This window comes from Methanosarcina acetivorans C2A, from assembly GCF_000007345.1.
In the GTDB taxonomy this organism is placed as follows: Archaea; Halobacteriota; Methanosarcinia; order Methanosarcinales; family Methanosarcinaceae; genus Methanosarcina; species Methanosarcina acetivorans.
Genome location: NC_003552.1, coordinates 4,667,083 through 4,686,783, shown reverse-complemented (window position 1 = coordinate 4,686,783; position 19,701 = coordinate 4,667,083). Strand labels below are relative to the sequence as shown.

Here is a 19,701-nt window from a genome sequence, read left to right as displayed (position 1 = left end):
ATTCTTTTTACATATTTTATGATGCTAATTGATAGCCACAGCTATTCATTGTGATAAATCTTTTTACGTTGACCACAATTGCACTCATTGTTGCTTGTATATTCATCTTTGGAAGTCCCCAATATTTTGCCCTCACCAATCCATGATATCTTTTCATTTCTCCTTGCTTTGGTTCGATATGAGCTCTTTGTTTCATATCTTCCTTAAAATGATCAGTTTTATTGTATTCTCTTGCTATTTTTAGTAGCTCATAATGTTGACTGATGGTAATCGTCCTTCTTTTCTGGACAGTACATTTTTCCTTTAATTTGCAGTTTCCGCAATCATTTTTATTAAAATAGAACGTGATTGTTTCAATCTTTTTATTGTGATTCCATACCATTGTCCTGCATCCTGCAGGACATGTAACCCCATGTTCCTCGATTGTAAATTTGCTTTGTGGAAAAACCCCCTTATTAGTTTCCTTTTTAAAAGGAGCTATAACAGTTATCCCTTTGAGCAACAGCTTATTCCTGTTGTCAACTTCTCCATAAGCGGTATCTCCAACCACCTCACTTGCATTAAATCCATGTTCTATCATTTCATCAATTAAAGGGATAAGTATGTCTCCATCATAGGAATTACCTGGAGTTGCATTTATGTTTTTTATGAATCCGTCTTCCGACATAATTGAGTTTACTTTGTATCCCGTAAACTTTTTCTTATCTGATTTAGCACCATGTCTTGCATCTTTGTCAACAAGGCTCACGAGTCTGTCTGCAGTTTCATCTTTTTTTTTACGATTTTATTTTCATTTTCTTCTACGTTTTCATAAAGAATCCGTTTCAGTTGCTTATTTTTTTCACTTACTTTTCCCCCAATACATTCGGATTTCTGGTTGATCTCTCTGGCTTTTTTAACCAGTTCGACCAGCTTGCTTTCTTTTTCTTCAGGCCTTAACTTGTACACCTTTTTATCATCGTTGGCAATTTTTTCCCCACCAAGCTCCTCATATAGATCGGGATCTATCTCCTGAATAGCTTTCATTACATCTTTAATTCCCTGTCTTAACAGGTTTATTGTACCTGGAATTGCAATGTTTGCTATTACATGAGTAGCGTCTACATACGCTTTACCTTTAGCATATCCAGCACTTTCGATTTGCTTTAATAGCCTGAAGAATATCTCTTTCCATTTATCTTCCCCCAGAAGATCTCTGAAACGTCCAAGTGCACTATGATCATAGGAAGAGTCGTCAAGATTCAGACCAATGAACCATTTTACCATTATATTATAGCGTGCTTCGTATTCCATTTCTCGATCTGAGTAATTATAGAGAGATTGAACAATAGCTGATCTAAACATGATTTCAGGAGTGTTCGTTACAGGTCTACCCATATTTTCTGAGTAAAGATTACGACATTCTTCATTGATGAAAGTGAAATCTACTGACTCATTAATTTTGTAAAGAAGATGGTCTTTTGATACGAGTTTCTCATAAATCTCAGGGCCATAAATGAAAGTAGTCTGCTTTCCTTTTCTGGGAGAAAACATATTATCACTCAAAAAGTATGTATTTTATGTGATGAAAGTGTTAGCAATATATAAGTGATTTGATTTGTGATAAAAAAGAAACGGAATCTGCAACATTTTATCATAAATTTAACAGTCCTATACTTTTACGACGCTATCATTATACTGGGATTTATTGCTCAATTATTCATATCGCTGATGCGATATGAATTTGAGGAAATCAAGCACAAATCCACAAAATTCATCAAAAAAAGCTTGAAAAATTTGACACTTACAATAAAGTTCGTGAAAAATGGACTCAGAAATTATATTTTTGCTAATTTTGATAAGATCAATAGTTTAATTGTAACAAAAATGGGCACTATTCCATAGAATTTATTATAAAATTAGATGGATTCATAACCTTGTGTCAAATTAGTTTGAGCTAAGAATAGGATAGATTTTCAATATCAATTAGTGGATACTGTCAAATTAAGGATCTATAGGATCATATGATCAAGTAGCTCTGTATCTATGCGATGGATCTACATCAAACAGAAAGATAGCTGCAATAATCCCAGTACGTGATTCTCAATCATACTGGAATTACAGAGAGTCAGGAACATGGAAGACAGGAGGGTCATATTCCGAAGGAGAGTACATATTCAGATGTGTGGCTGACGATTCCGATTCATCTACAGGCTCAAATTATTATCTTTTTGACACTGATTGGAATCTGCAGAGTTCGCAGGAAAATAAGGCAATCGGTGTTGGAACTATCACAGATACAGATGGAATATTTATTGGTGACACTACCTCTACAGGATATTGTGACCTCCGAGTATCATATATTAGATTCAGAAAGTATGTTTCCAGCCCTCCAACAGCGTCTTTAGTATGCGTATATCCAAATTCCCAATTTGTCCCTACCGAACCACTTGTTATAGATGATTACTTAGACGCTTCTGGAAATATAATTGTTTCAGGTTCTGGAAATGCTGATGTCCTTACAGATGCCGGCACTGGAACCGGAACCATTATAATTTCAGGGGACGGAGAAATTTCAATATTGAGAGATGTTCTTTCAGGTTCCGGAACGGTCATTTTTTCAAGTTCTGGGAATTCTTCTCTCTCACTTGACACTCTTTCGGGGGAAGGGTTTGTTGCTGTTTCTGCTTCTGTTCTCCCACTTCAAAAAATTATCAACATTGCAAACGCAATTGGTACTGCAACAAAAATCTCAATCACTCGTTCAATTTCGGATGCCTACTGGAGAATGTCAATTTCCTATGCAGGTGAAATTGACATTGACGAGTATTCGCACTGTTACTGGAACGCAACTGACAAATCTGGCAACCTGAATAGGATATTCTATGGAGTTGTTCCGGCTCCGGATCTTGCATATACACACGCGAGAAAGTCAGGCAGTATTGAGGCGTTTGACTATGGGATTTACCTGGCAAAACAGTACATCCCCACGGATGCGCAAGTAATGTCTCTGACGGGATCCCGCACTACATGGGATCATTGGATCTCTTATCTCCTCGAAGAAACCGGTATTGTCCCGTACAAGATTTCAGTTCCAACAGCAGGAAACAAGGAAATTTCCCTGACTGCGAAAACTTCCAAGCTATCTGCGATACAGGAAATTTGTGACTGGTGTTCGTACATTTTCTATGTATACTGGGACACGGACCCCTCCGGGGACCTTGAAGCCCGGGCGTATTTCATTCCCGAGGACGATATCGACGATTCCGAGAACGGTCTCGGATTAACTGCCGAGACAATCAACTGGGAAGAAGACCTTCTTGTTGATATCCCTAAGATAAGTGTTTCAGTAGAAGAAAGGATTAACAGGGTAAGGGTTAGGGGCTGCGATGCATCCGGAAACTGGTATGCGGCCGTTCAGGAGAGTGCTGCAGTGACTGCAGGCGAAGAATGGCCAAGAGAGTATATCGAGGAACCCTCATCATTTGCCGGGTCACAGACTGCAGCTGATTCTCGGGCAGCAATTCTGTATGATTATTTTTCAGTCAGACCGGTAACGGTTGAATTAAATTTCAAAAAACGGCATGATCTGCGCTTATATCAAAAAATTCAATTCACAGATTCACGATTTCCAGATAGTATCACGAGTCTGGGCTGGCTCCGGATTACGTCGATTACGTACAGTCTGGAAATGGCGAATGAAACGGTCTCGGTGACTGCCCAGGTGGAGAGGAACAACGCTATCAGAAGATCTATTTCTATCAATGACGATTTGCTTTCGACTATATCCTCCCTGATCGAGACCGGGCTGGATAGCCTGTCAGAAGCTGAAGCCGGGACCGTAACTTCCGTGGACGGTTCAACAGTAACCATGGAAACAAATTCCGGAAAAACAGTGACTGTTGAGGTAGATGACTGATGGCAGAGTCGGGAGACAGAAGGGCGTTCATCCAGACGAAAACGGGATTTCTTTCTTGGCCGTTGAAAACTTCTTTTGCGGTGGGTGACCGTGTTATCCTTGTTCCGTCTTATCGGGGCTATGAGGTCCTCGAGAAACTTTCTGGGCCGGTTCCAGGTGATAGGGTGCTGCTTTTTCCGCAGAAAGCCGGTGGGTACGTAGTGGCATCACAGACGCATTTACCGATCAAAGTTTGTGACTATTGGCACAGATCCGCGGCATATATGGGTGAAGTTGTAGACCTCGGAACTTTTATCTTCTCATGGAACGGATATGGACTTATATATCTTTCATCGAGCAAAACTGTAGCCGCAAATCTGTACGTGGATGACGCGATCAGAGCGATCACCCCACATGGTACGCTGAATTTTCAACAAATAGGATTTAATCCATTCGGAAATGAGCAGTTCTACGGCCTTGCAAACATTACGAGCATTTGCAGAGCTGGAAACAATAGCGTGACTGTTCAGATATACGATAGGTTCGGTCAAGGTTTAGGATATTACCCAGACGAACTATGGCTCATCAAGGTTTAATATCGTGATTATAATGGCAAAACGCCCTCAAACAATCACCCGCTGCGAAAAAAAGGAATGCCCTCACCTTTCTAGGAAAGGACCCCGGGGATTTTGCGAGCTGGCGGGAAAGAGTCTTGTGAAAATTTCGCAGTGTCCTTTACCAAATACTCCACCTCCTGAGGGTTTCAGGCCTTCTGTTCGCCGTTGTACGAGCCAGAAATGCGAAAAACTTGTAAAAGATAAGACTTCCGGAAAGTGGATCTGTCAGATATCGGGAGATCCTCCGTTGTGGATGAGGAATTGCCCGAAAACTGACTCATGTGATTAAGCGTAAAAACCTCCGATCCTTTAGCTGTGTAGCAGTTCGCTTACGACTCCGAGGATTTTCCCTCAGCGGCCACGTTCCATAGGTCCCGGAGCTCTTTATTCTTCATCAGCTGTTCAAGGATTTGCGCCATTGCATCTTCACGCACCTGGACTTCCTGCACTGCCTGCGGATCGAGAGGCAGGCCGCACTGAGCGCAAAATGATGAAGTAGGCCCATTCTCTTTTTTGCAGCGTGTGCATATCCGGCTGGTAAGTTTTGGCATGGTGTCTTCTTTTTTCTTTTTCCCGTAGATCCCGAGGATAGCATCATCAATCTGCTTTCCTGAAAGATGAACATATGTCCTGGGCATCTCTGAGCCCTGAGCCCAGCCAAGGTGCTCTTCCATCTGAGCTTCTGTTAGATATTGCGCGAGCTCAGTACTCCTCGAATGCCGGAAAAGGTGAAGATGGATTCGCTTTTCTATACCTGCTGCTTTTGCTATTTTCTTGAGCGTGTACTGAAAAGCTTGATATTGCATCTGCTCTCCTTTCTTTACTCCCTCCAGATTGATGAATACGAAAGCTTCAGACTTCTCTTTATAAGGATGTACATCCAGCCAGGCTGCCAGATACGATGCTGCAAAAGTCACCCTTACACGCCTGGCCCCGGTCTTCCCTGACACCACAACGACGGCACCATACTGGTCGAATGTGATGTTCTTGATCTTAACGCCCCCGAGTTCCCCTATCCTGCACCCGGAGTCGTACAGTAAAGCGATGATAGCTTTGTCTCGGGCGTTGCTTGCGGCCTCTATCATCCGCTTCACTTCATCCTCGGTGATCATGTATTCCGGCAGCTTCTGATCACTGACCTTCTTTGAAACTTTTATCCATGCCGCCGGGCTCTTATCCCCCTTCAACCATTTAAAGAAGCGTCTGATGATTACCTTGTAATCTCGTTTTGTCGATGCTGCGAGCTCAGATCTTTCAAAATCAGCAATTATTTTCTGGACATGGTGCTCGTTCATTTTTGAAAAACTTACTGAGGATCCACTCGCGATCTTATCCAGGACGAATAGATATTTCAGGACTCTGAGGGACTTCAGGCCCTCTGAAAAAAGGTAAGTTTCAAACTTCAGAATGAGGTCTCTGTTTCTCTTGGGGTAGTCTGCAGTCCGAATTTTCTCCTCTAATTTTGGAAGCCAAATATCGGTATAATATTCGTGTATACTCATAGTCTCTACTCTCCTTAACGCCAGCCAAAATAAAGGCTGAGTTAGCCGGGTGAAAGTAAAAGCACTAATAAGTCAGACCGGATTGTTAACTGGAAACTAAAAATACTATGGTCTACCTATTGAAGAAAAGTTTCGGAGAACCCGGGAGTAAATTCGGGAATATTCCCGGATAGAATGGGGTTTCTGAGATAAAATATATGTACGATTATAGTGAAATGAGTGCTGCAAAATAGGGTACAATTATATAATATTAACAATTTTATTTTTCCCCTGTTCTGCAAAATGATCTATTGAAATAAAAACCAAGACTGAGGGATTATATTATTCGAAAACATCCACTTTCTGGATACTACTTTGAGAGACGGTGAACAAACACCTGGCGTAGCCCTGACCAGAGAGAAGAAACTCTTAATTGCCCGGGCCCTTGATGAGATGAGAATTAATGTAATCGAGGCCGGCTCTGCAATTACTTCTGCCGGGGAAAGGGAATCAATCAAGGCCGTAGCGAATGCTGGGCTTGATGCCGAAATCTGCAGCTACTGCAGGATTGTAAAAATGGACGTTGACCATGCTCTTGAGTGCGACGTCGATTCGATCCACCTTGTAGCTCCAGTTTCGGACTTGCATATCAAAACAAAAATCAAAAAGGACCGGGATACAGTAAGGCAGATCGCAGCCGAGGTTACCGAGTATGCCAAAGACCACGGCCTGATCGTAGAGCTGAGCGGAGAAGATGCCTCGCGTGCAGACCCGGAATTCTTAAAAGCCATTTATTCCGACGGAATAGATGCCGGAGCTGACAGGTTATGTTTCTGCGATACTGTAGGGCTCCTGGTGCCTGAAAAGACCACCGAGATTTTCCGGGACCTGTCTTCTTCCCTGAAAGCCCCGATAAGCATTCACTGCCATAATGACTTCGGTTTAGCAACTGCAAACACGGTTGCTGCACTTGCGGCAGGAGCAAAGCAGTCTCATGTGACAATTAATGGTTTAGGGGAAAGGGCCGGAAACGCCTCGCTTGAGGAAGTCGTAATGAGCTTGGAGTGGCTCTATAAATATGATACCGGTATCAAGCACGAGCAGATATACCGGACTTCAAGGCTTGTAAGCCGGCTTACCGGAATTCCCGTATCCCCCAACAAAGCCCTTGTAGGAGGAAATGCGTTCACTCACGAAGCAGGAATCCACGTGCACGGACTTCTGGCTGACAAGTCAACCTATGAACCGATGAGTCCCGAATATATCGGACGACAGCGCCAGATCGTACTTGGAAAACATGCAGGAAGGAGTTCCATCACTCTCGCCTTAAAGGAAATGGGGCTTGAGGCTGATGAGGCCCAGACTGAAGAAATCTTCAACAGAGTCAAGCAGATGGGCGACCAGGGCAAGCATATCACTGATGCAGACCTGCAGACCATCGCAGAAACCGTGCTTGATATTTACAAAGAACCTATTGTAAAATTGGAAGAGTTCACCATTGTATCTGGAAACCGGGTTACTCCAACCGCTTCCATAAAGCTCAATGTAAAAGATAAAGAAATCGTACAGGCTGGAATCGGAAACGGACCCGTGGATGCTGTGATCAATGCTATCCGGAGAGCTGTAAGTTCCTGTGCTGAAGACGTCGTCCTTGAAGAGTACCATGTAGACTCTATTACCGGTGGAACTGACGCTCTTGTAGAGGTAAGAGTAAAACTTTCCAAGAACGGAAAGGTAATTACTGCAAGCGGGGCAAGAACGGACATTATTATGGCCTCTGTAGAAGCCGTAATGAACGGGATGAACCGCCTTATCCGGGAAGAGTAAGTCACAAAAGGATGCGGAACTTCAAAGGTTTCTCAGGAGGACTTTTCTGTCCTCTCCTCTTTTTCCTGTTTGAAGAAATTTTTGAAACAGGGGATCTCTGGCACTCTTAAATCCCGGAGAGACCCTCATCCATATATAACATGATTGATTATGATGTATTTACTAAACCAGTAATAAAAAATGTGAGTGTGAGAGATAAAAAAGTATTTCTTGTAAACACACCCTTAACTGGAAAGATACCCACCTGGGTATATCCAGTTAAACTAAGAGATAAGTAAGGAGATAAATAATGACAACCGGGTCAACAGAAAAAGTCAACGGCGCAAAGGCTCTAATAAAGTGCCTTGAAAAAGAAGGGGTTGACACGCTCTTCGGGTATCCGGGAGGGCAGATCATTCCTTTCTACAACGAACTCTATGATTCAGATCTGCGCCACATACTTGTACGTCACGAACAGGCAGCAGCTCATGCTGCGGACGGGTACGCCCGTGCTACTGGAAAGACCGGGGTCTGCGTTTCTACTTCAGGTCCCGGAGCAACTAACCTGGTAACAGGTATTGCCACCGCATATATGGACTCAGTGCCAATTGTAGCCTTAACCGGCCAGGTACCAAGGCCCCTTATCGGAAACGATGCTTTCCAGGAAGCAGATATTACCGGCATCACTCTGCCAATTACCAAGCACAATTATCTTGTACAGGATGCAGAAGAAATCCCGAGGATTGTAAAAGAAGCCTTCCATATCGCTTCCACCGGAAGGCCTGGCCCGGTATTAATTGACCTTCCAAAGGATGTACAGAATATAGAGATTGATTTACAATATCCTGACAAGGTAGAACTCAGAGGCTATAAGCCCACTTACAAGGGTAATACCCAGCAGATAAAACGAGCCGCTGAAGAGATCGCAAACTCCTGCAGGCCCATAATCTATGCAGGAGGAGGAGTAATAAGTTCGAACGCGAGTGCGGAACTTGTTGAGCTGGCCGAGACTCTCATGGCTCCGGTTACCACTACCCTTATGGGGATAAGCGCTATCCCGACCGAGCATCCCCTCTATGTCGGAATGCTCGGAATGCACGGGTGCAAATACGCAAACTATGCAGTCCAGGAGTCCGATCTTATTATTGCTGTGGGCGCAAGGTTTGACGACCGGGTTACCGGCAAGCTCGAGTCTTTTGCCCCCAACGCCAGGGTTATCCATATTGATGTTGACCCTGCCGAGATTTCCAAGAATGTGAAGGTCCATGTGCCTATTGTCGGGGACGCAAAGCAGATACTCAAGTCTCTTATCAAATATATCCAGCGCTGCAATTCCGCGGAATGGATTGAAAAGATAAACCAGTGGAAGAAAGAATACCCTCTTGCCTACAGGTATGTGTCTTCGGATACTATAATGCCCCAGTTTGTTGTCGAGCAGATTTCCGAAGTCTGCAAAGATGCGATCATAGTTACGGAAGTCGGGCAACACCAGATGTGGGCAGCTCAGTACTTCAAATACCGCAAACCCAGGACCTTCCTTACTTCAGGCGGGCTCGGTACAATGGGATATGGGCTTCCTGCAGCCATGGGAGCCAAGGTCGGAAAGCCGGATAAGACCGTTATCAATATCGCAGGCGACGGCTCTTTCCAGATGAACTCTCAGGAGCTTGCAACTCTGGTCCAAAACGATATCCCGGTTGTTTCCGTGATCCTGAACAACGGTTACCTGGGCATGGTCAGGCAGTGGCAGGAACTCTTCTATGACCGGAGGTATTCCCACACCTTTATCAAGGGCAGTGTTGACTTCGTAAAGCTTGCCGAAGCCTACGGTGCGCTCGGACTGCGTGCGGAAAAGCCGTCTGAAGTCAGGCCTGCAATCGAAGAGGCTGTAGGGTCCGGAAGGCCTGCTGTTGTTGAAGTGATTGTTGAATGTGAAGCGAATGTCTATCCGATGGTGCCGGCAGGAGCTGCAATTAATGAGATCATCGACCTGGAGGAGCACTGATGAAGCACACACTTGCAGTCCTTGTGGAAAATAAGTCAGGTGTGCTCTCCAGAGTTGCCTCCCTTTTCTCAAGGCGCGGATACAATATAGACAGCCTGGCTGTGGGAGTTACCGAAGACCCTGATATTTCGAGAATAACCATTGTTGTGCATGGGGATGACCATGTGCTCGAACAGGTAACAAAACAGCTCAACAAGCTTATAGATGTCATCAAGGTCTCGGATATCGGGGGCGATGACGCAGTTGAGCGGGAGCTTGCCCTTATCAAGGTCTCGGCGGATGTGAACACAAGGGCAGAGATTATCCAGATTGCAAATATCTTCAGGGCCAGGATAGTGGATGTTGCCCCGAAGTCCATGACCGTTGAGGTAACGGGGGACGAAAGTAAAATCCAGGCAATCGAAAAACTTCTCCGCCAGTTCGGGATCAAGGAAATGGTCAGGACAGGCAAGATTGCAATGGTGCGAGGACCAAAGAAGGTTTAAATATTAAGGGCAGGTAATGAGAGGTAGCAGCTCAATTCTTTTTCACAGATTGGGGCAGCCGGAAGCCTTTTCGAATCCTAAAGGTCTTCTAATAAACTTTCCGGGTTTCCGGCCTCCCCTTATATTTCAGAAGGCTGTCCGGATCCAGAAACATTAACTTTTCGGAAATCAGTTTAATTCTCGGGGAAACCTCTGTGTTTAAATTCAGGTACTTCCCTGAATAATGCAGGGAATTTTCATTAAAAAATTAAGGAATATATCAGGAATATATCAATAAAACGGATCAGTAAAATCAATTAGTAAAATTAATCAGTAAAATCAGTAAGGACAATTCAGTAAAATCAATCAGGAGAATTAAGGAATGGCAACGATAATTTATGATAACGAAACAACTTTTGATGCACTTAAAGATAAAACAATTGCTATAATGGGCTACGGAAGCCAGGGTCATGCACACGCCAGAAACCTGCACGAGTCCGGGCTCAATGTTGTGGTCGGGCTCAGGAAAGGCAGCTCCAGCTGGGCAAAAGCCGAGTCTGACGGCCTGAAAGTTATGACTGTTGAAGAAGCTGCAAAAGCTGCAGACGTTATCATGATCCTCCTACCTGATGAAAAGCAGGCATCTGTTTACTATTCTCAGATTGAACCCAGCCTGGAAGCCGGCAATGCCCTTGTTTTTGCCCACGGCTTCAATATCCACTACAACCAGATCGTGCCTCCGAAAGACGTTGACGTCTTCATGGTCGCTCCCAAAGGCCCCGGACACATTGTCAGGAGAACATACACAGAAGGCATCGGAGTGCCGGGCCTGATCGCAGTCTACCAGGACGCAACCGGAAAAGCAAGAGACCTTGCTCTGGCCTACGCAAAGGGTATCGGCGCAACCAGGGCCGGAGTTTACGAAACTACCTTCCGTGAAGAAACCGAAACCGACCTTTTCGGAGAACAGGTTGACCTCTGCGGAGGACTTTCCGCACTTATCAAGACCGCTTTTGAAGTGCTTGTGGAAGCAGGCTACCAGCCTGAAATGGCCTACTTCGAAACCTGCCATGAAGTCAAGCTCATTGTCGACCTTATCTACGAAGGCGGGCTTGAGAGAATGTGGCACTCCGTTTCCAACACTGCCGAATACGGTGGCATGACTGTTGGTCCGAGGATCATCAATGAAGAATCCCGCGAAGCTATGTACGAGGCCCTCGCAAGGATCCAGAACGGGGAATTTGCAAAGGAATTCGTCCTTGAAGGCATGGTCAACCACCCAGTACTCAAGGCCATGGAACGCCAGGAAAAGGAACACCCTCTTGAGGTTGTCGGCAAGGAAATCCGGGCAAACATCCCCTGGCTCAACAAGAAGATTGATGACGACTGAGCTTTAAGTTTCTTTTTTTCGGTTTCAGGCCACCTATCGGGTGGTTTGGCAATTTCTTTTTTTCGATTTTTTCTGTTTTTCCAGTTTTTTCTGGACTTTTTCTGACTGCTGGTCCTTCATTAACGGGTTGATCTATTCCGAGACCGGAGCCAGAAGCTTTCAAATTTTCTTCTCCGTGCCGGCAGGGTCCTGGCCGCCTGCCAACCAGGTAAAAGTGACCCTAAAACTCGACACTGTAGTTGAAAGGGACCAATATTGAATCTAAGGAAACGACTCAGGGATGAGAGGCGGTTTTCCTTTCCCATGAAAACGTTTTTCAATTATGTTTTATAACCTGATTTCAATCTTTTAACAGAAAGTTCATAAATCTGAAATTGAAAATTCAACCCGGAGAGAAAATATGCCAGTAACAGGAGAAAACAAAGTCATTGACACTATTCTCAACAGAAGGAGTGTCCGGGAGTTTACGGACAGACCCATCAGCAAAGAAGAAATCAACACGATCCTCAATGCAGGCCGCTGGGCTCCTTCCGGTTTGAACAACCAGCCCTGGCGCTTTGCAGTTGTCAGGAACCCTGAAACCATCCAGAAGCTCTCGGAATGCACACATTATTCCGGCATCGTGGCAGGAGCCGCCCTGCTTATCGCAGCTTTCCTGGATACAGAACATTCGTACAACAGGACAAAAGATATCCAGGCGATAGGAGCTTCCATCCAGAACATGCTCCTTGCCTGCTGTGGACTCAGCTTGGGGGCAGTCTGGCTAGGGGAAATCCTGAACCAGCATGAAAAGGTTAATTCAATCCTGGGCTGCTCATCAAAGCTCGAACTTATGGCAGTGCTTGCCATAGGAGAACCCGCTCCCGGAAAAAGAACTTCTACACGGAAAGCCCTTCCGGAACTTGTGTTTGAAGAAAAATACGGTCAAAAGTGGGAAGAATAAGGTCCTGAACTAAATACTAAAACATCGAGCTCATCCCAAAACCAATTTAATTCTCACATCGATAAAAGTCTCAAAACCATTTTCATGATCGGAAACTCGATTTATAATTTGGAATTTGAAATTTAGAAACAATTTTGAGTTTTGGGATAGGTTCATCCTGAACTCAATATGGAACCTGAAATCTTTGAGTTAGCCTGCAGCAAGTTTATTTTGATCAACTTTCTTTAAGAATATTTATAATTTGATTGAGGATTAAATTTATAAGCTATTTGGCACTATAAACAGCCAGTTAACTGATCACATTCCTGTAAGTCAGTTAACCGGGCGTAACTTTTTCACGATGAAGGTCTGTGGTGTAGAGGATATCACTGGAGCCTCCGGAGCTCCGAACCTGGGTTCGATTCCCAGCAGACCTGCTATTGAATTTTTCCTGCTGAACTTCTATAAATTTAGGCTGCAAATTTTTGAAAAGGATATGGGTTCCAATTTTTATTCTGTCTCCTATCTGACCTCTTTTGCTCTCTACTCAGTGGTTTCAATTTCATTTCTGGCTAACCATCTGAAATTTTTTGGGATTTATTCTTATCTACGGGCAAAAAATATAATAAGAGAGTAGAAGTTAATATATACAAAAGAGAAATACAAATGAAAAATCTGGAAGGTTTACAGCATGACTCACGGATTTAATCGGCGCTCTCTGCGCGTAGGAAGAAGAAAACTTTCTTTAGTACAGTTAATTTTGATCGCGATAATACTGTATTTCCTGCTTCGGATTCTTCTACCACTTGTGTGGACCTTGTTTGTGATCGTTGCTTTAGTTGTACTTTTAAAAGTGGTTCTTGAAAACTTTTAATTTCTATTGGCATCTTTTTTTTATTTTATTTGTCCCTCTTTTATATCACTCTATCTGACTATTTTTATTCATACTTTCTATATTTGTAGAAACATTTATCTTCTAAAACTCCAAACTAGTTATTGTTTTCTGGAGAATGTTTCCTTATATAAATGTCTGAATTTCTATAAATTGTCGTTTCATTGCGGGAAACACGAATCTCTGCAAGTTTAATTTTCCTTTAGTACTTTGGGGGGTTGAAATATGGACACAAGAAAGAAAGAACTTCTGGGAGGAAGTGGTCTTGTTCTTATGGGGCTCTTTTTAACAATAATTTTTTCAGGATGTGTAGAGAACGAAGTTTCTGCTGCAGAGGTAGATAATAAAGTTTCTGCTGCAGAGGAAATCAATACTTCTTCTTTACTTATTAATAGAGCTGAAAACAGAAGTATATCCGTAAAAGAAGATATGGGCTCAGGTACCTATATCACTGCGAAAATGAGTCTGGACGCTTCCGAAACAGATTTCGAGGAAGCCTTAAAGATTCTTAATAGTGCCTCTTCGGATTACGAAGAAGAAAGACAGGATATTAAGAGATATAAAATTTTAGCTGAAGCTGGTCTGGATAGGGTTCATTCTCTACAGAGTTTTATCATAGCTATGGAACATTTCGATAAATCTTTTGCATACATGTATTCAGAAGAATTTGACTCGAGTAAAGAAGAAATAGACAAAATGAACGAAGCTTTAAATGATTCTGCTGTTTTATTAAGTTCAGCAAAAGAAAAAGTGTTTATGCTCGATCTTGATTCAGTACCGGTAGAGGAGAAGAGTTCCATTGTTCTGTTAAGAGATGATCTGGAAACCAGCGAAATTATGTATGCGGAACTCAGGGCTTTAATGAGTGGGATGTATCCTTATATGGAAGGGTTCAACTTTTTTTCGAAGGGACTTGAATATTTTAAGGCCGAAAGCTGGGGTGAAGCCGCCGATGAATTCGGAAAAGCTTCCGAGAAATTTTCCGAATCCCAACAGATTCTGGAGAAGCTAAAAGATTCGGAGTATTCAGAAGTTTCTGTGGGAGTTATCCAAATATGCGGATTTTTGGCACAACTCAAAGAAGACTTGCCACACCTTGAAGCCGGCTGCAGATATATGGAAACAAGCCATTATGCTCAGGCGGATGAGGAATTCAATAAGGTTTCTAACCATTACGAATGAGCAAATAATAGAAACCCAGCAAAAGAAGGTTGAGATACAAGAAATAAAAATTAGCAAGAGAAGAAATTCTAGTGCTTCGATTCCCAAATAAATCCACTATTTGGAGAGGGATTTGTTTGCCATGAGATAGATTTTGAAGTTCAGGTTTATGGCTCTAATCTGGAATCGATCCACCAGTTTTTCTTTTGTCTCATTACAACTTTATATTTATCTTGCTATTTTCTCACTTTTCTTTCAAAAACGCATCAATTGCTTTTGCAGCTTTTTTACCTGCGCCCATTGCACTGATTACGGTTGCTGCGCCTGTGACCGCGTCTCCGCCGGCAAAGACTCCGCATTTGGAGGTTGCGCCGGTTTCCTCGTCAGCAACAACAGTGCCCCGCCTGTTCTGTTCAAGTCCTTCTGAGCCTTTGAATATGATCGGGTTCGGGGAGGTGCCTATAGCGATGATCACAACGTCAGCCTGGACAAGGAACTCCGTGCCTTCTACGGGAACAGGGCTTCTCCTTCCGGACTTGTCGGGTTCTCCTAGTTCCATTTTTATGCATTCGACACCTGTAACGTTGAACTTTTCGTCCCCGAGGATGCGGACAGGGTTTGTAAGGAGCCTGAAAATTATGCCTTCTTCTTTGGCGTGTTCGATTTCTTCCCGGCGGGCAGGCATTTCGTCTTCTCCGCGGCGGTAGACTATGCTTACCTCGTCGGCGCCAAGGCGGAGGGCAGAACGGGCTGCATCCATCGCTACGTTTCCGCCTCCAACGACAACCACATGTTTCCCGTGCCTGACCATTGTATCATATTCGGGGTCATAGGCTTTCATGAGGTTTACGCGGGTCAGGAATTCGTTTGCGGAATATACGCCGTTTAAGTTTTCTCCTTCGATTCCCATGAAGTTCGGGAGCCCTGCGCCCGTAACCAGGAAAACGGCGTCGAAATCGTCACAGAGTTCGTCCAGGGTCTTGATCCTGCCGATGATATAATTGGGCTTGACCTCTACCCCAAGCTTTTCGATGTACTCTACTTCCTGCCGCACAATTTCTTTTGGCAGCCTGAACTCGGGGATGCCGTAACTCAGGACTCCTCCGGCTTTGTGCAAGGATTCAAAGATTGTGACCTTATGCCCGAGCTTTGCAAGGTCTGCTGCGGCAGTAAGCCCTGCAGGGCCTGAACCCACAACTGCTACCTTCTTGCCTGTCGGGGGCATGACTTCAGGAGCCTTCACACCCTTTTCGCGTTCATAGTCTGCGCAGAAACGCTCAAGCCTTCCGATTGCAACAGGCTGGCTTTTCTTCCCGAGTACACAGCGGGCCTCACACTGGGTTTCCTGGGGGCAGACACGGCCGCAGATTGCAGGGAGGGCGTTTGTAGCTTTGATTCTCTCGATCGCCCCTTCGAAGTTTTCCTCGCAGATAAGTTGAATAAAGCCCGGAATGTCCACATTCACAGGGCATCCCTCAACACACTTCGGGTCTTTGCAGGCAAGGCAGCGAGAAGCTTCGGCAAGGGCATCTTCTTTTGTGTATCCGAGGGTTACTTCATTAAAGTTTTTCCTGCGCTCTTCTGCAGGCTGTTCCGGCATCGGGGTTCTTTCTTTCTTTGCTTTTCCCGGTTTTTCTCCTTGTACTTCTTGCATTTTTCATCCCCTCCTGCTCAGTGCAGTCCGCACCTGCATTCCGCTTCGTACTTTTCCACGGCTTCTGTCTCTTCGCCGCGGTACATTGCAAGCCTGTTCATAAGCTGGACAAAATCAACCTTCCGAGCATCAAATTCAGGGCCGTCAACGCATGTAAATTTCGTTTCTCCGCCGACCGTAACTCTGCAGCCTCCGCACATCCCGGTTCCGTCTACCATTATGGAGTTCAGGCTGACAAGAATTTCCACATCATAGGGGGAAGCGACCCCTGCCCCTACTTTCATCATGATAGGAGGTCCGATAATTACGACCCTTGCAACCTTTTCGCCGCTGTCCAGGATCTTTTTCATGATATCGGTTACGAACCCATGGTGTCCTTTTGACCCGTCATCGGTTGCTATGTACAGTTCGGAACTGGCTTTTTCCATCTCATCTTCAAGGATCAGAAGGTCTTTGTTTCGAGCACCGATTATTGAAATTACCCTGTTGCCTGCACTTGTGTAAGCCTTTGCCTGGGGGTAGATCGGGGCAACTCCCACTCCTCCTCCTACAAGAATTACCGTGCCGAGCTTTCTGATGTCGGCAGGGGTTCCGAGGGGCCCTACAAAATCTTCAAGGTAATCGCCTGCAGAAAGCTTTGCAAGCTGTTTTGTGGTTTTGCCCATTTCTTGATATATTACAGTAACCGTACCCTTCTCTTTTTCAAAATCCGCAATTGTAAGAGGAACTCTTTCCCCCCTTTCATCAATCCTGAGGATTATGAACTGTCCGGCTTTTGCAGCCTTTGCCACATCCCGGGCCTCTATTATCATTCTATGCACCGATGGGGCAATTTCTTCCTTTTCCAGTATTCTATATGCCATGAGATCACATTTTCCTGAGTAAAAGCATATCTTCTGAACAAATGATAGGATCAATTTAAGTGTAACTGAGTTTTGTGCGGGGTCCTGTTCTTTTACCTTTCCGCATGGACGTTCTCCTTATAATGATTAATGGGATATATATTCTCCCAAATAATTTTAATTATACCACCTGTTTTGCCCCATCTTTTTAGTAAATTTATAAACACCTGTTTTTTGACAACTTGTTTGGAAATAATCAACATTTTTTTCAGGTTCTTTTGTCTTTTTTACAAAAATTTAATAAATCTGTGAGGTGTAATAAAATTGGGGGCAAATTTCCCAAATCCGTTTTATCCGGGAATAGTAAAAAAGGAGGAATGAAGAGAAGAAGAGGTAAGGGGTCTGAAATAGAGCCACCCGGTTCAAAGACAAGTAATCAATTATTAATCAGGAGACTGTTTGCTCACCGCGATGGGATCTGATAATCTGTCTCAAAATCCCATAGATTGAGGGTTGTTGAAAATGCAATCCGATGAGGCCTGAAAACTGGGAATCCTTCAAAGGTTAGCAGGGTCCTGGGACATTGGATTGAAACTTAAGATAAAAGTATTATTTTCAAAGGCGTAAACTGATTAGGGGAGTTAAATCTATGCCAGAACAAGAGAAAAAGGAAGAACCGCAAGAAACAGAAGAAGCTAAAGTTGAACCGATACACCCCTCCGAAAAGAGGGGAGGCAAGAAGAAAGGTCTTCTTGACACCTGCAAGTAAGCAGGCCTTCATCTTTAATTTTGTTTTTTCTTTTCAGAGTTGAGACAAATTCTCTGAACAAGAATGAATTACAGTAAACTGATATGAATTGCTCAAGGAGGGTTAATTTTGACAGAGAAAGCTACTGTTGAGCCTATCGATCCTATGGAGAAGGCACGGGGAGGCAGGAAAAAGCCTCTGGTGAGCTGCGAAAAATACGATGAGGAAGAAAGAAAGGCGCTTTTAGGGGAAGAAGAGCAAGAAACAGAAGAAGCTAAAGTTGAGCCTATACACCCATCTGAACAGAGAGGGGGTAAAAAGAAAGGCCTGCTTGACACCTGCAAGTAAGCAAAGCAGGTTTTTACTTTTATTTTTTTCTTCTGACTACTCTTTCCCCAAACACTTTTAGTTTCAGATCTTCTTTTAGTTTCAGATCTTCTTTTAGTTTCAGATCTTCTTTTAGTTTCAGATCTACTATTTCTTTCCAGGTAAGCTTTATCACAAATACTATATGGGTAAATGTACATATGCGCATCTAATCATGCTTGGTAGTAAAGTAAAGTTCTTTAAAGCTCTCGGAGATGAGACCCGGCTTACTATCCTTTCTTACCTGCTGGAGCATAGTTACTGTGCCTGTGATTTTTCTTCCCTTACAAAAAAAGACCAGACAACGGTTTCAAAGCACTTGAAGGTTCTTGTTGAAGCCGGAATTTTGAAGTATGAACGGCAGGGCAGAAACATCATCTACAGCATCAAAAACGAGGAGATCAGGGATTTGCTAGTATCTCTCGGAATCCGGGATATAAAACCCTGTTGTGACGGGCGACAAACTTCCGGGGTTTGTTGTGAGGAAATTGAAAATAAACTTCAAGATAAAAAAGGAGAATCTGAAAAATAAGGACTGGGGTAAAAGAATGGATGCCGCTGAAAAAAAAGAAGTTATCAAAAAGAAGTATCAGGAAATTGCAACTTTAGGAGGTTCCTGCTGTTCTGGTGGGGGGTGCTGCGGGGACTTGAGTGCAGCAGACCTTTCCAGATCTCTTGGCTATTCGGAAGCGGATGTTCAGGCTGTGCCTGATGCAAATCTGGGGCTTGGTTGTGGCAATCCTACTGCTTTTGCAGAACTGAAGCCCGGGGATATCGTCTTGGATCTGGGCTCAGGTGCGGGTTTTGATTCTTTTCTTGCTGCACAGAGAGTCGGAAGCCTGGGAAAGGTTATTGGAGTCGATATGACTCAAGAAATGGTTAAAAAAGCTCAGGATAATGCCCGAAAGTATGGCTACTCAAATGTTGAGTTCCGCCAGGGGGATATTGAAGCTCTTCCGCTTGATGATCGTTCCGTGGATGTTATTATCAGCAACTGCGTGATTAACCTCGCGCCGGATAAAGAAAAGGTTTTCAGAGAAGCTTTCAGGGTTCTGAAGCCCGGGGGCCGAATGTATGTTTCGGACATGGTTCTCTTGGAGGATTTGCCCGAAGACCTTAAAAATGATTGCGACCTGCTTGCGGGCTGTGTCGCCGGGGCTTTGTTAAAAGAGGAGTATCTGGGACTTTTAAAAAAGGCAGGTTTTTCGTTTAAAATCCTGGCTGAAGATTCGGATGTCAGTAAAAGACAGTATGAAGGGCTTCCAGTTGAAAGTCTCAAATTAAAGGCCTGGGTATGAACATAATTTACGGGTTCATGTGTTAGAAAGGAGTCTGAGAAGTGAGGTCTGTTTGAGAAGTAGGGTAGATCTGAGAAGCGAGGTCTGTTTGAGAAGTAAGGCAGGTCGAGAAGTAAGGCAGGTCTGAAAAGTAATGTAGGTCTGAAAAGTGAGATCTTTTGGCTTCTTTCCTTCTTTT

General features: G+C 43.9%; 18 protein-coding genes, 1 tRNA gene and 1 pseudogene. 13 read left to right on the top strand and 7 right to left on the bottom strand.

Annotated features, from left to right (window positions below; all coding sequences use genetic code 11):
- Positions 1–16: 16 nt before the first annotated feature.
- On the bottom strand, positions 17–748 hold the full coding sequence (locus tag MA_RS19790) for a transposase (protein ID WP_011023699.1): 732 nt from the start codon (positions 746–748) through the stop codon (positions 17–19).
- Positions 745–1,545 (bottom strand): transposase, encoded by an 801-nt coding sequence (locus MA_RS19785; protein WP_011023698.1) that lies wholly within the window; start codon positions 1,543–1,545, stop codon positions 745–747. Before MA_RS19785 ends, MA_RS19790 begins: the two co-directional genes overlap by 4 nt.
- 126 nt (positions 1,546–1,671) lie before the next feature.
- Between MA_RS19785 and MA_RS19780 the strand changes: the two are divergent.
- From MA_RS19780 to MA_RS19770, 3 genes and pseudogenes are all read left to right on the top strand, one after another.
- Positions 1,672–1,884 (top strand): annotated as a pseudogene (locus MA_RS19780) (IS1634 family transposase); the annotation flags it as partial.
- A gap of 280 nt (positions 1,885–2,164) precedes the next feature.
- On the top strand, positions 2,165–3,898 hold the full coding sequence (locus MA_RS19775; RefSeq protein WP_011023697.1) for a hypothetical protein: 1,734 nt from the start codon (positions 2,165–2,167) through the stop codon (positions 3,896–3,898).
- Positions 3,898–4,473, top strand: coding sequence for a hypothetical protein (locus MA_RS19770; protein WP_011023696.1), 576 nt, complete (start codon positions 3,898–3,900; stop codon positions 4,471–4,473). Before MA_RS19775 ends, MA_RS19770 begins: the two co-directional genes overlap by 1 nt.
- Positions 4,474–4,823: 350 nt before the next feature.
- On the opposite strand, the gene MA_RS19765 is transcribed toward MA_RS19770, so the two are convergent.
- Positions 4,824–5,996 carry a site-specific integrase gene (locus tag MA_RS19765; protein ID WP_011023694.1) on the bottom strand — a complete coding sequence of 391 codons (1,173 nt, stop codon included), beginning with the start codon at positions 5,994–5,996 and terminating at the stop codon, positions 4,824–4,826.
- A 318-nt stretch (positions 5,997–6,314) separates the two neighbouring features.
- Here MA_RS19765 and MA_RS19760 point away from each other — a divergent pair, with 318 nt between their 5' ends.
- From MA_RS19760 to ilvC, 4 genes are all read left to right on the top strand, one after another.
- Positions 6,315–7,802, top strand: a complete 1,488-nt coding sequence (locus tag MA_RS19760) for a (R)-citramalate synthase (protein ID WP_193589535.1) — start codon at positions 6,315–6,317, stop codon at positions 7,800–7,802.
- Positions 7,803–8,091: 289 nt separating this feature from the next.
- The gene (locus tag MA_RS19755) at positions 8,092–9,786 is read left to right on the top strand and encodes an acetolactate synthase large subunit (protein WP_011023692.1); all 1,695 of its coding nucleotides are present in this window, start codon (positions 8,092–8,094) and stop codon (positions 9,784–9,786) included.
- Entirely contained in the window at positions 9,786–10,271 is a 486-nt protein-coding gene (ilvN, locus tag MA_RS19750) for an acetolactate synthase small subunit (protein ID WP_011023691.1), read from the top strand. Before MA_RS19755 ends, ilvN begins: the two co-directional genes overlap by 1 nt.
- 361 nt (positions 10,272–10,632) lie before the next feature.
- Positions 10,633–11,640: a ketol-acid reductoisomerase gene (ilvC, locus tag MA_RS19745; RefSeq protein WP_011023690.1), complete on the top strand. Its 1,008-nt coding sequence runs from the start codon at positions 10,633–10,635 to the stop codon at positions 11,638–11,640.
- Here the strand turns inward: ilvC and MA_RS27550 are convergent.
- Entirely contained in the window at positions 11,615–11,803 is a 189-nt protein-coding gene (locus MA_RS27550) for a hypothetical protein (protein WP_157860341.1), read from the bottom strand. The two genes, ilvC and MA_RS27550, sit on opposite strands and share 26 nt — an antisense overlap.
- A gap of 237 nt (positions 11,804–12,040) precedes the next feature.
- Here MA_RS27550 and MA_RS19735 point away from each other — a divergent pair, with 237 nt between their 5' ends.
- The 3 genes from MA_RS19735 to MA_RS19725 all read left to right on the top strand — a co-directional run bounded on the left by MA_RS19735 (position 12,041) and on the right by MA_RS19725 (position 14,636).
- Positions 12,041–12,583, top strand: coding sequence for a nitroreductase family protein (locus MA_RS19735; protein WP_011023689.1), 543 nt, complete (start codon positions 12,041–12,043; stop codon positions 12,581–12,583).
- Between the two features lie 344 nt (positions 12,584–12,927).
- A tRNA-Arg gene (locus tag MA_RS19730) sits at positions 12,928–12,999 on the top strand.
- A gap of 680 nt (positions 13,000–13,679) precedes the next feature.
- A complete protein-coding gene (locus MA_RS19725; protein WP_011023688.1) occupies positions 13,680–14,636 on the top strand; it encodes a hypothetical protein in 957 nt (318 codons plus the stop codon).
- Between the two features lie 223 nt (positions 14,637–14,859).
- Here the strand turns inward: MA_RS19725 and gltA are convergent, their stop codons facing one another.
- Both gltA and MA_RS19715 read right to left on the bottom strand, forming a co-directional pair.
- Positions 14,860–16,269 carry an NADPH-dependent glutamate synthase gene (gene gltA / locus MA_RS19720; RefSeq protein ID WP_011023687.1) on the bottom strand — a complete coding sequence of 470 codons (1,410 nt, stop codon included), beginning with the start codon at positions 16,267–16,269 and terminating at the stop codon, positions 14,860–14,862.
- Positions 16,270–16,286: 17 nt separating this feature from the next.
- Positions 16,287–17,132 carry a sulfide/dihydroorotate dehydrogenase-like FAD/NAD-binding protein gene (locus MA_RS19715; RefSeq protein WP_048065799.1) on the bottom strand — a complete coding sequence of 282 codons (846 nt, stop codon included), beginning with the start codon at positions 17,130–17,132 and terminating at the stop codon, positions 16,287–16,289.
- An 856-nt stretch (positions 17,133–17,988) separates the two neighbouring features.
- Here MA_RS19715 and MA_RS19710 point away from each other — a divergent pair.
- Positions 17,989–18,207 carry a hypothetical protein gene (locus MA_RS19710; protein WP_048065798.1) on the top strand — a complete coding sequence of 73 codons (219 nt, stop codon included), beginning with the start codon at positions 17,989–17,991 and terminating at the stop codon, positions 18,205–18,207.
- Between the two features lie 19 nt (positions 18,208–18,226).
- Here MA_RS19710 and MA_RS29555 read toward each other — a convergent pair whose 3' ends face one another.
- Positions 18,227–18,361 carry a hypothetical protein gene (locus MA_RS29555; RefSeq protein ID WP_281085280.1) on the bottom strand — a complete coding sequence of 45 codons (135 nt, stop codon included), beginning with the start codon at positions 18,359–18,361 and terminating at the stop codon, positions 18,227–18,229.
- A gap of 9 nt (positions 18,362–18,370) precedes the next feature.
- Here MA_RS29555 and MA_RS19705 point away from each other — a divergent pair, with 9 nt between their 5' ends.
- On the top strand, positions 18,371–18,757 hold the full coding sequence (locus MA_RS19705) for an ArsR/SmtB family transcription factor (protein ID WP_011023684.1): 387 nt from the start codon (positions 18,371–18,373) through the stop codon (positions 18,755–18,757).
- Between the two features lie 16 nt (positions 18,758–18,773).
- Positions 18,774–19,523, top strand: a complete 750-nt coding sequence (gene arsM / locus MA_RS19700; protein ID WP_011023683.1) for an arsenite methyltransferase — start codon at positions 18,774–18,776, stop codon at positions 19,521–19,523.
- Positions 19,524–19,701 lie beyond the last annotated feature (178 nt).

What these genes read in the sequence shown, in the direction of transcription:
- MA_RS19770 (WP_011023696.1), top strand. Translation starts at nt 3,898, where the DNA reads ATGGCAGAGTCGGGAGACAGAAGGGCGTTCATCCAGACGAAAACGGGA.
- MA_RS19755 (WP_011023692.1), top strand. Translation starts at nt 8,092, where the DNA reads ATGACAACCGGGTCAACAGAAAAAGTCAACGGCGCAAAGGCTCTAATA.
- MA_RS19725 (WP_011023688.1), top strand. Translation starts at nt 13,680, where the DNA reads ATGGACACAAGAAAGAAAGAACTTCTGGGAGGAAGTGGTCTTGTTCTT.
- ilvN (WP_011023691.1), top strand. Translation starts at nt 9,786, where the DNA reads ATGAAGCACACACTTGCAGTCCTTGTGGAAAATAAGTCAGGTGTGCTC.
- ilvC (WP_011023690.1), top strand. Translation starts at nt 10,633, where the DNA reads ATGGCAACGATAATTTATGATAACGAAACAACTTTTGATGCACTTAAA.
- gltA (WP_011023687.1), bottom strand. Translation starts at nt 16,269, where the DNA reads ATGCAAGAAGTACAAGGAGAAAAACCGGGAAAAGCAAAGAAAGAAAGA.
- arsM (WP_011023683.1), top strand. Translation starts at nt 18,774, where the DNA reads ATGGATGCCGCTGAAAAAAAAGAAGTTATCAAAAAGAAGTATCAGGAA.
- MA_RS19715 (WP_048065799.1), bottom strand. Translation starts at nt 17,132, where the DNA reads ATGGCATATAGAATACTGGAAAAGGAAGAAATTGCCCCATCGGTGCAT.
- MA_RS19735 (WP_011023689.1), top strand. Translation starts at nt 12,041, where the DNA reads ATGCCAGTAACAGGAGAAAACAAAGTCATTGACACTATTCTCAACAGA.
- MA_RS19765 (WP_011023694.1), bottom strand. Translation starts at nt 5,996, where the DNA reads ATGAGTATACACGAATATTATACCGATATTTGGCTTCCAAAATTAGAG.
- MA_RS19705 (WP_011023684.1), top strand. Translation starts at nt 18,371, where the DNA reads ATGGGTAAATGTACATATGCGCATCTAATCATGCTTGGTAGTAAAGTA.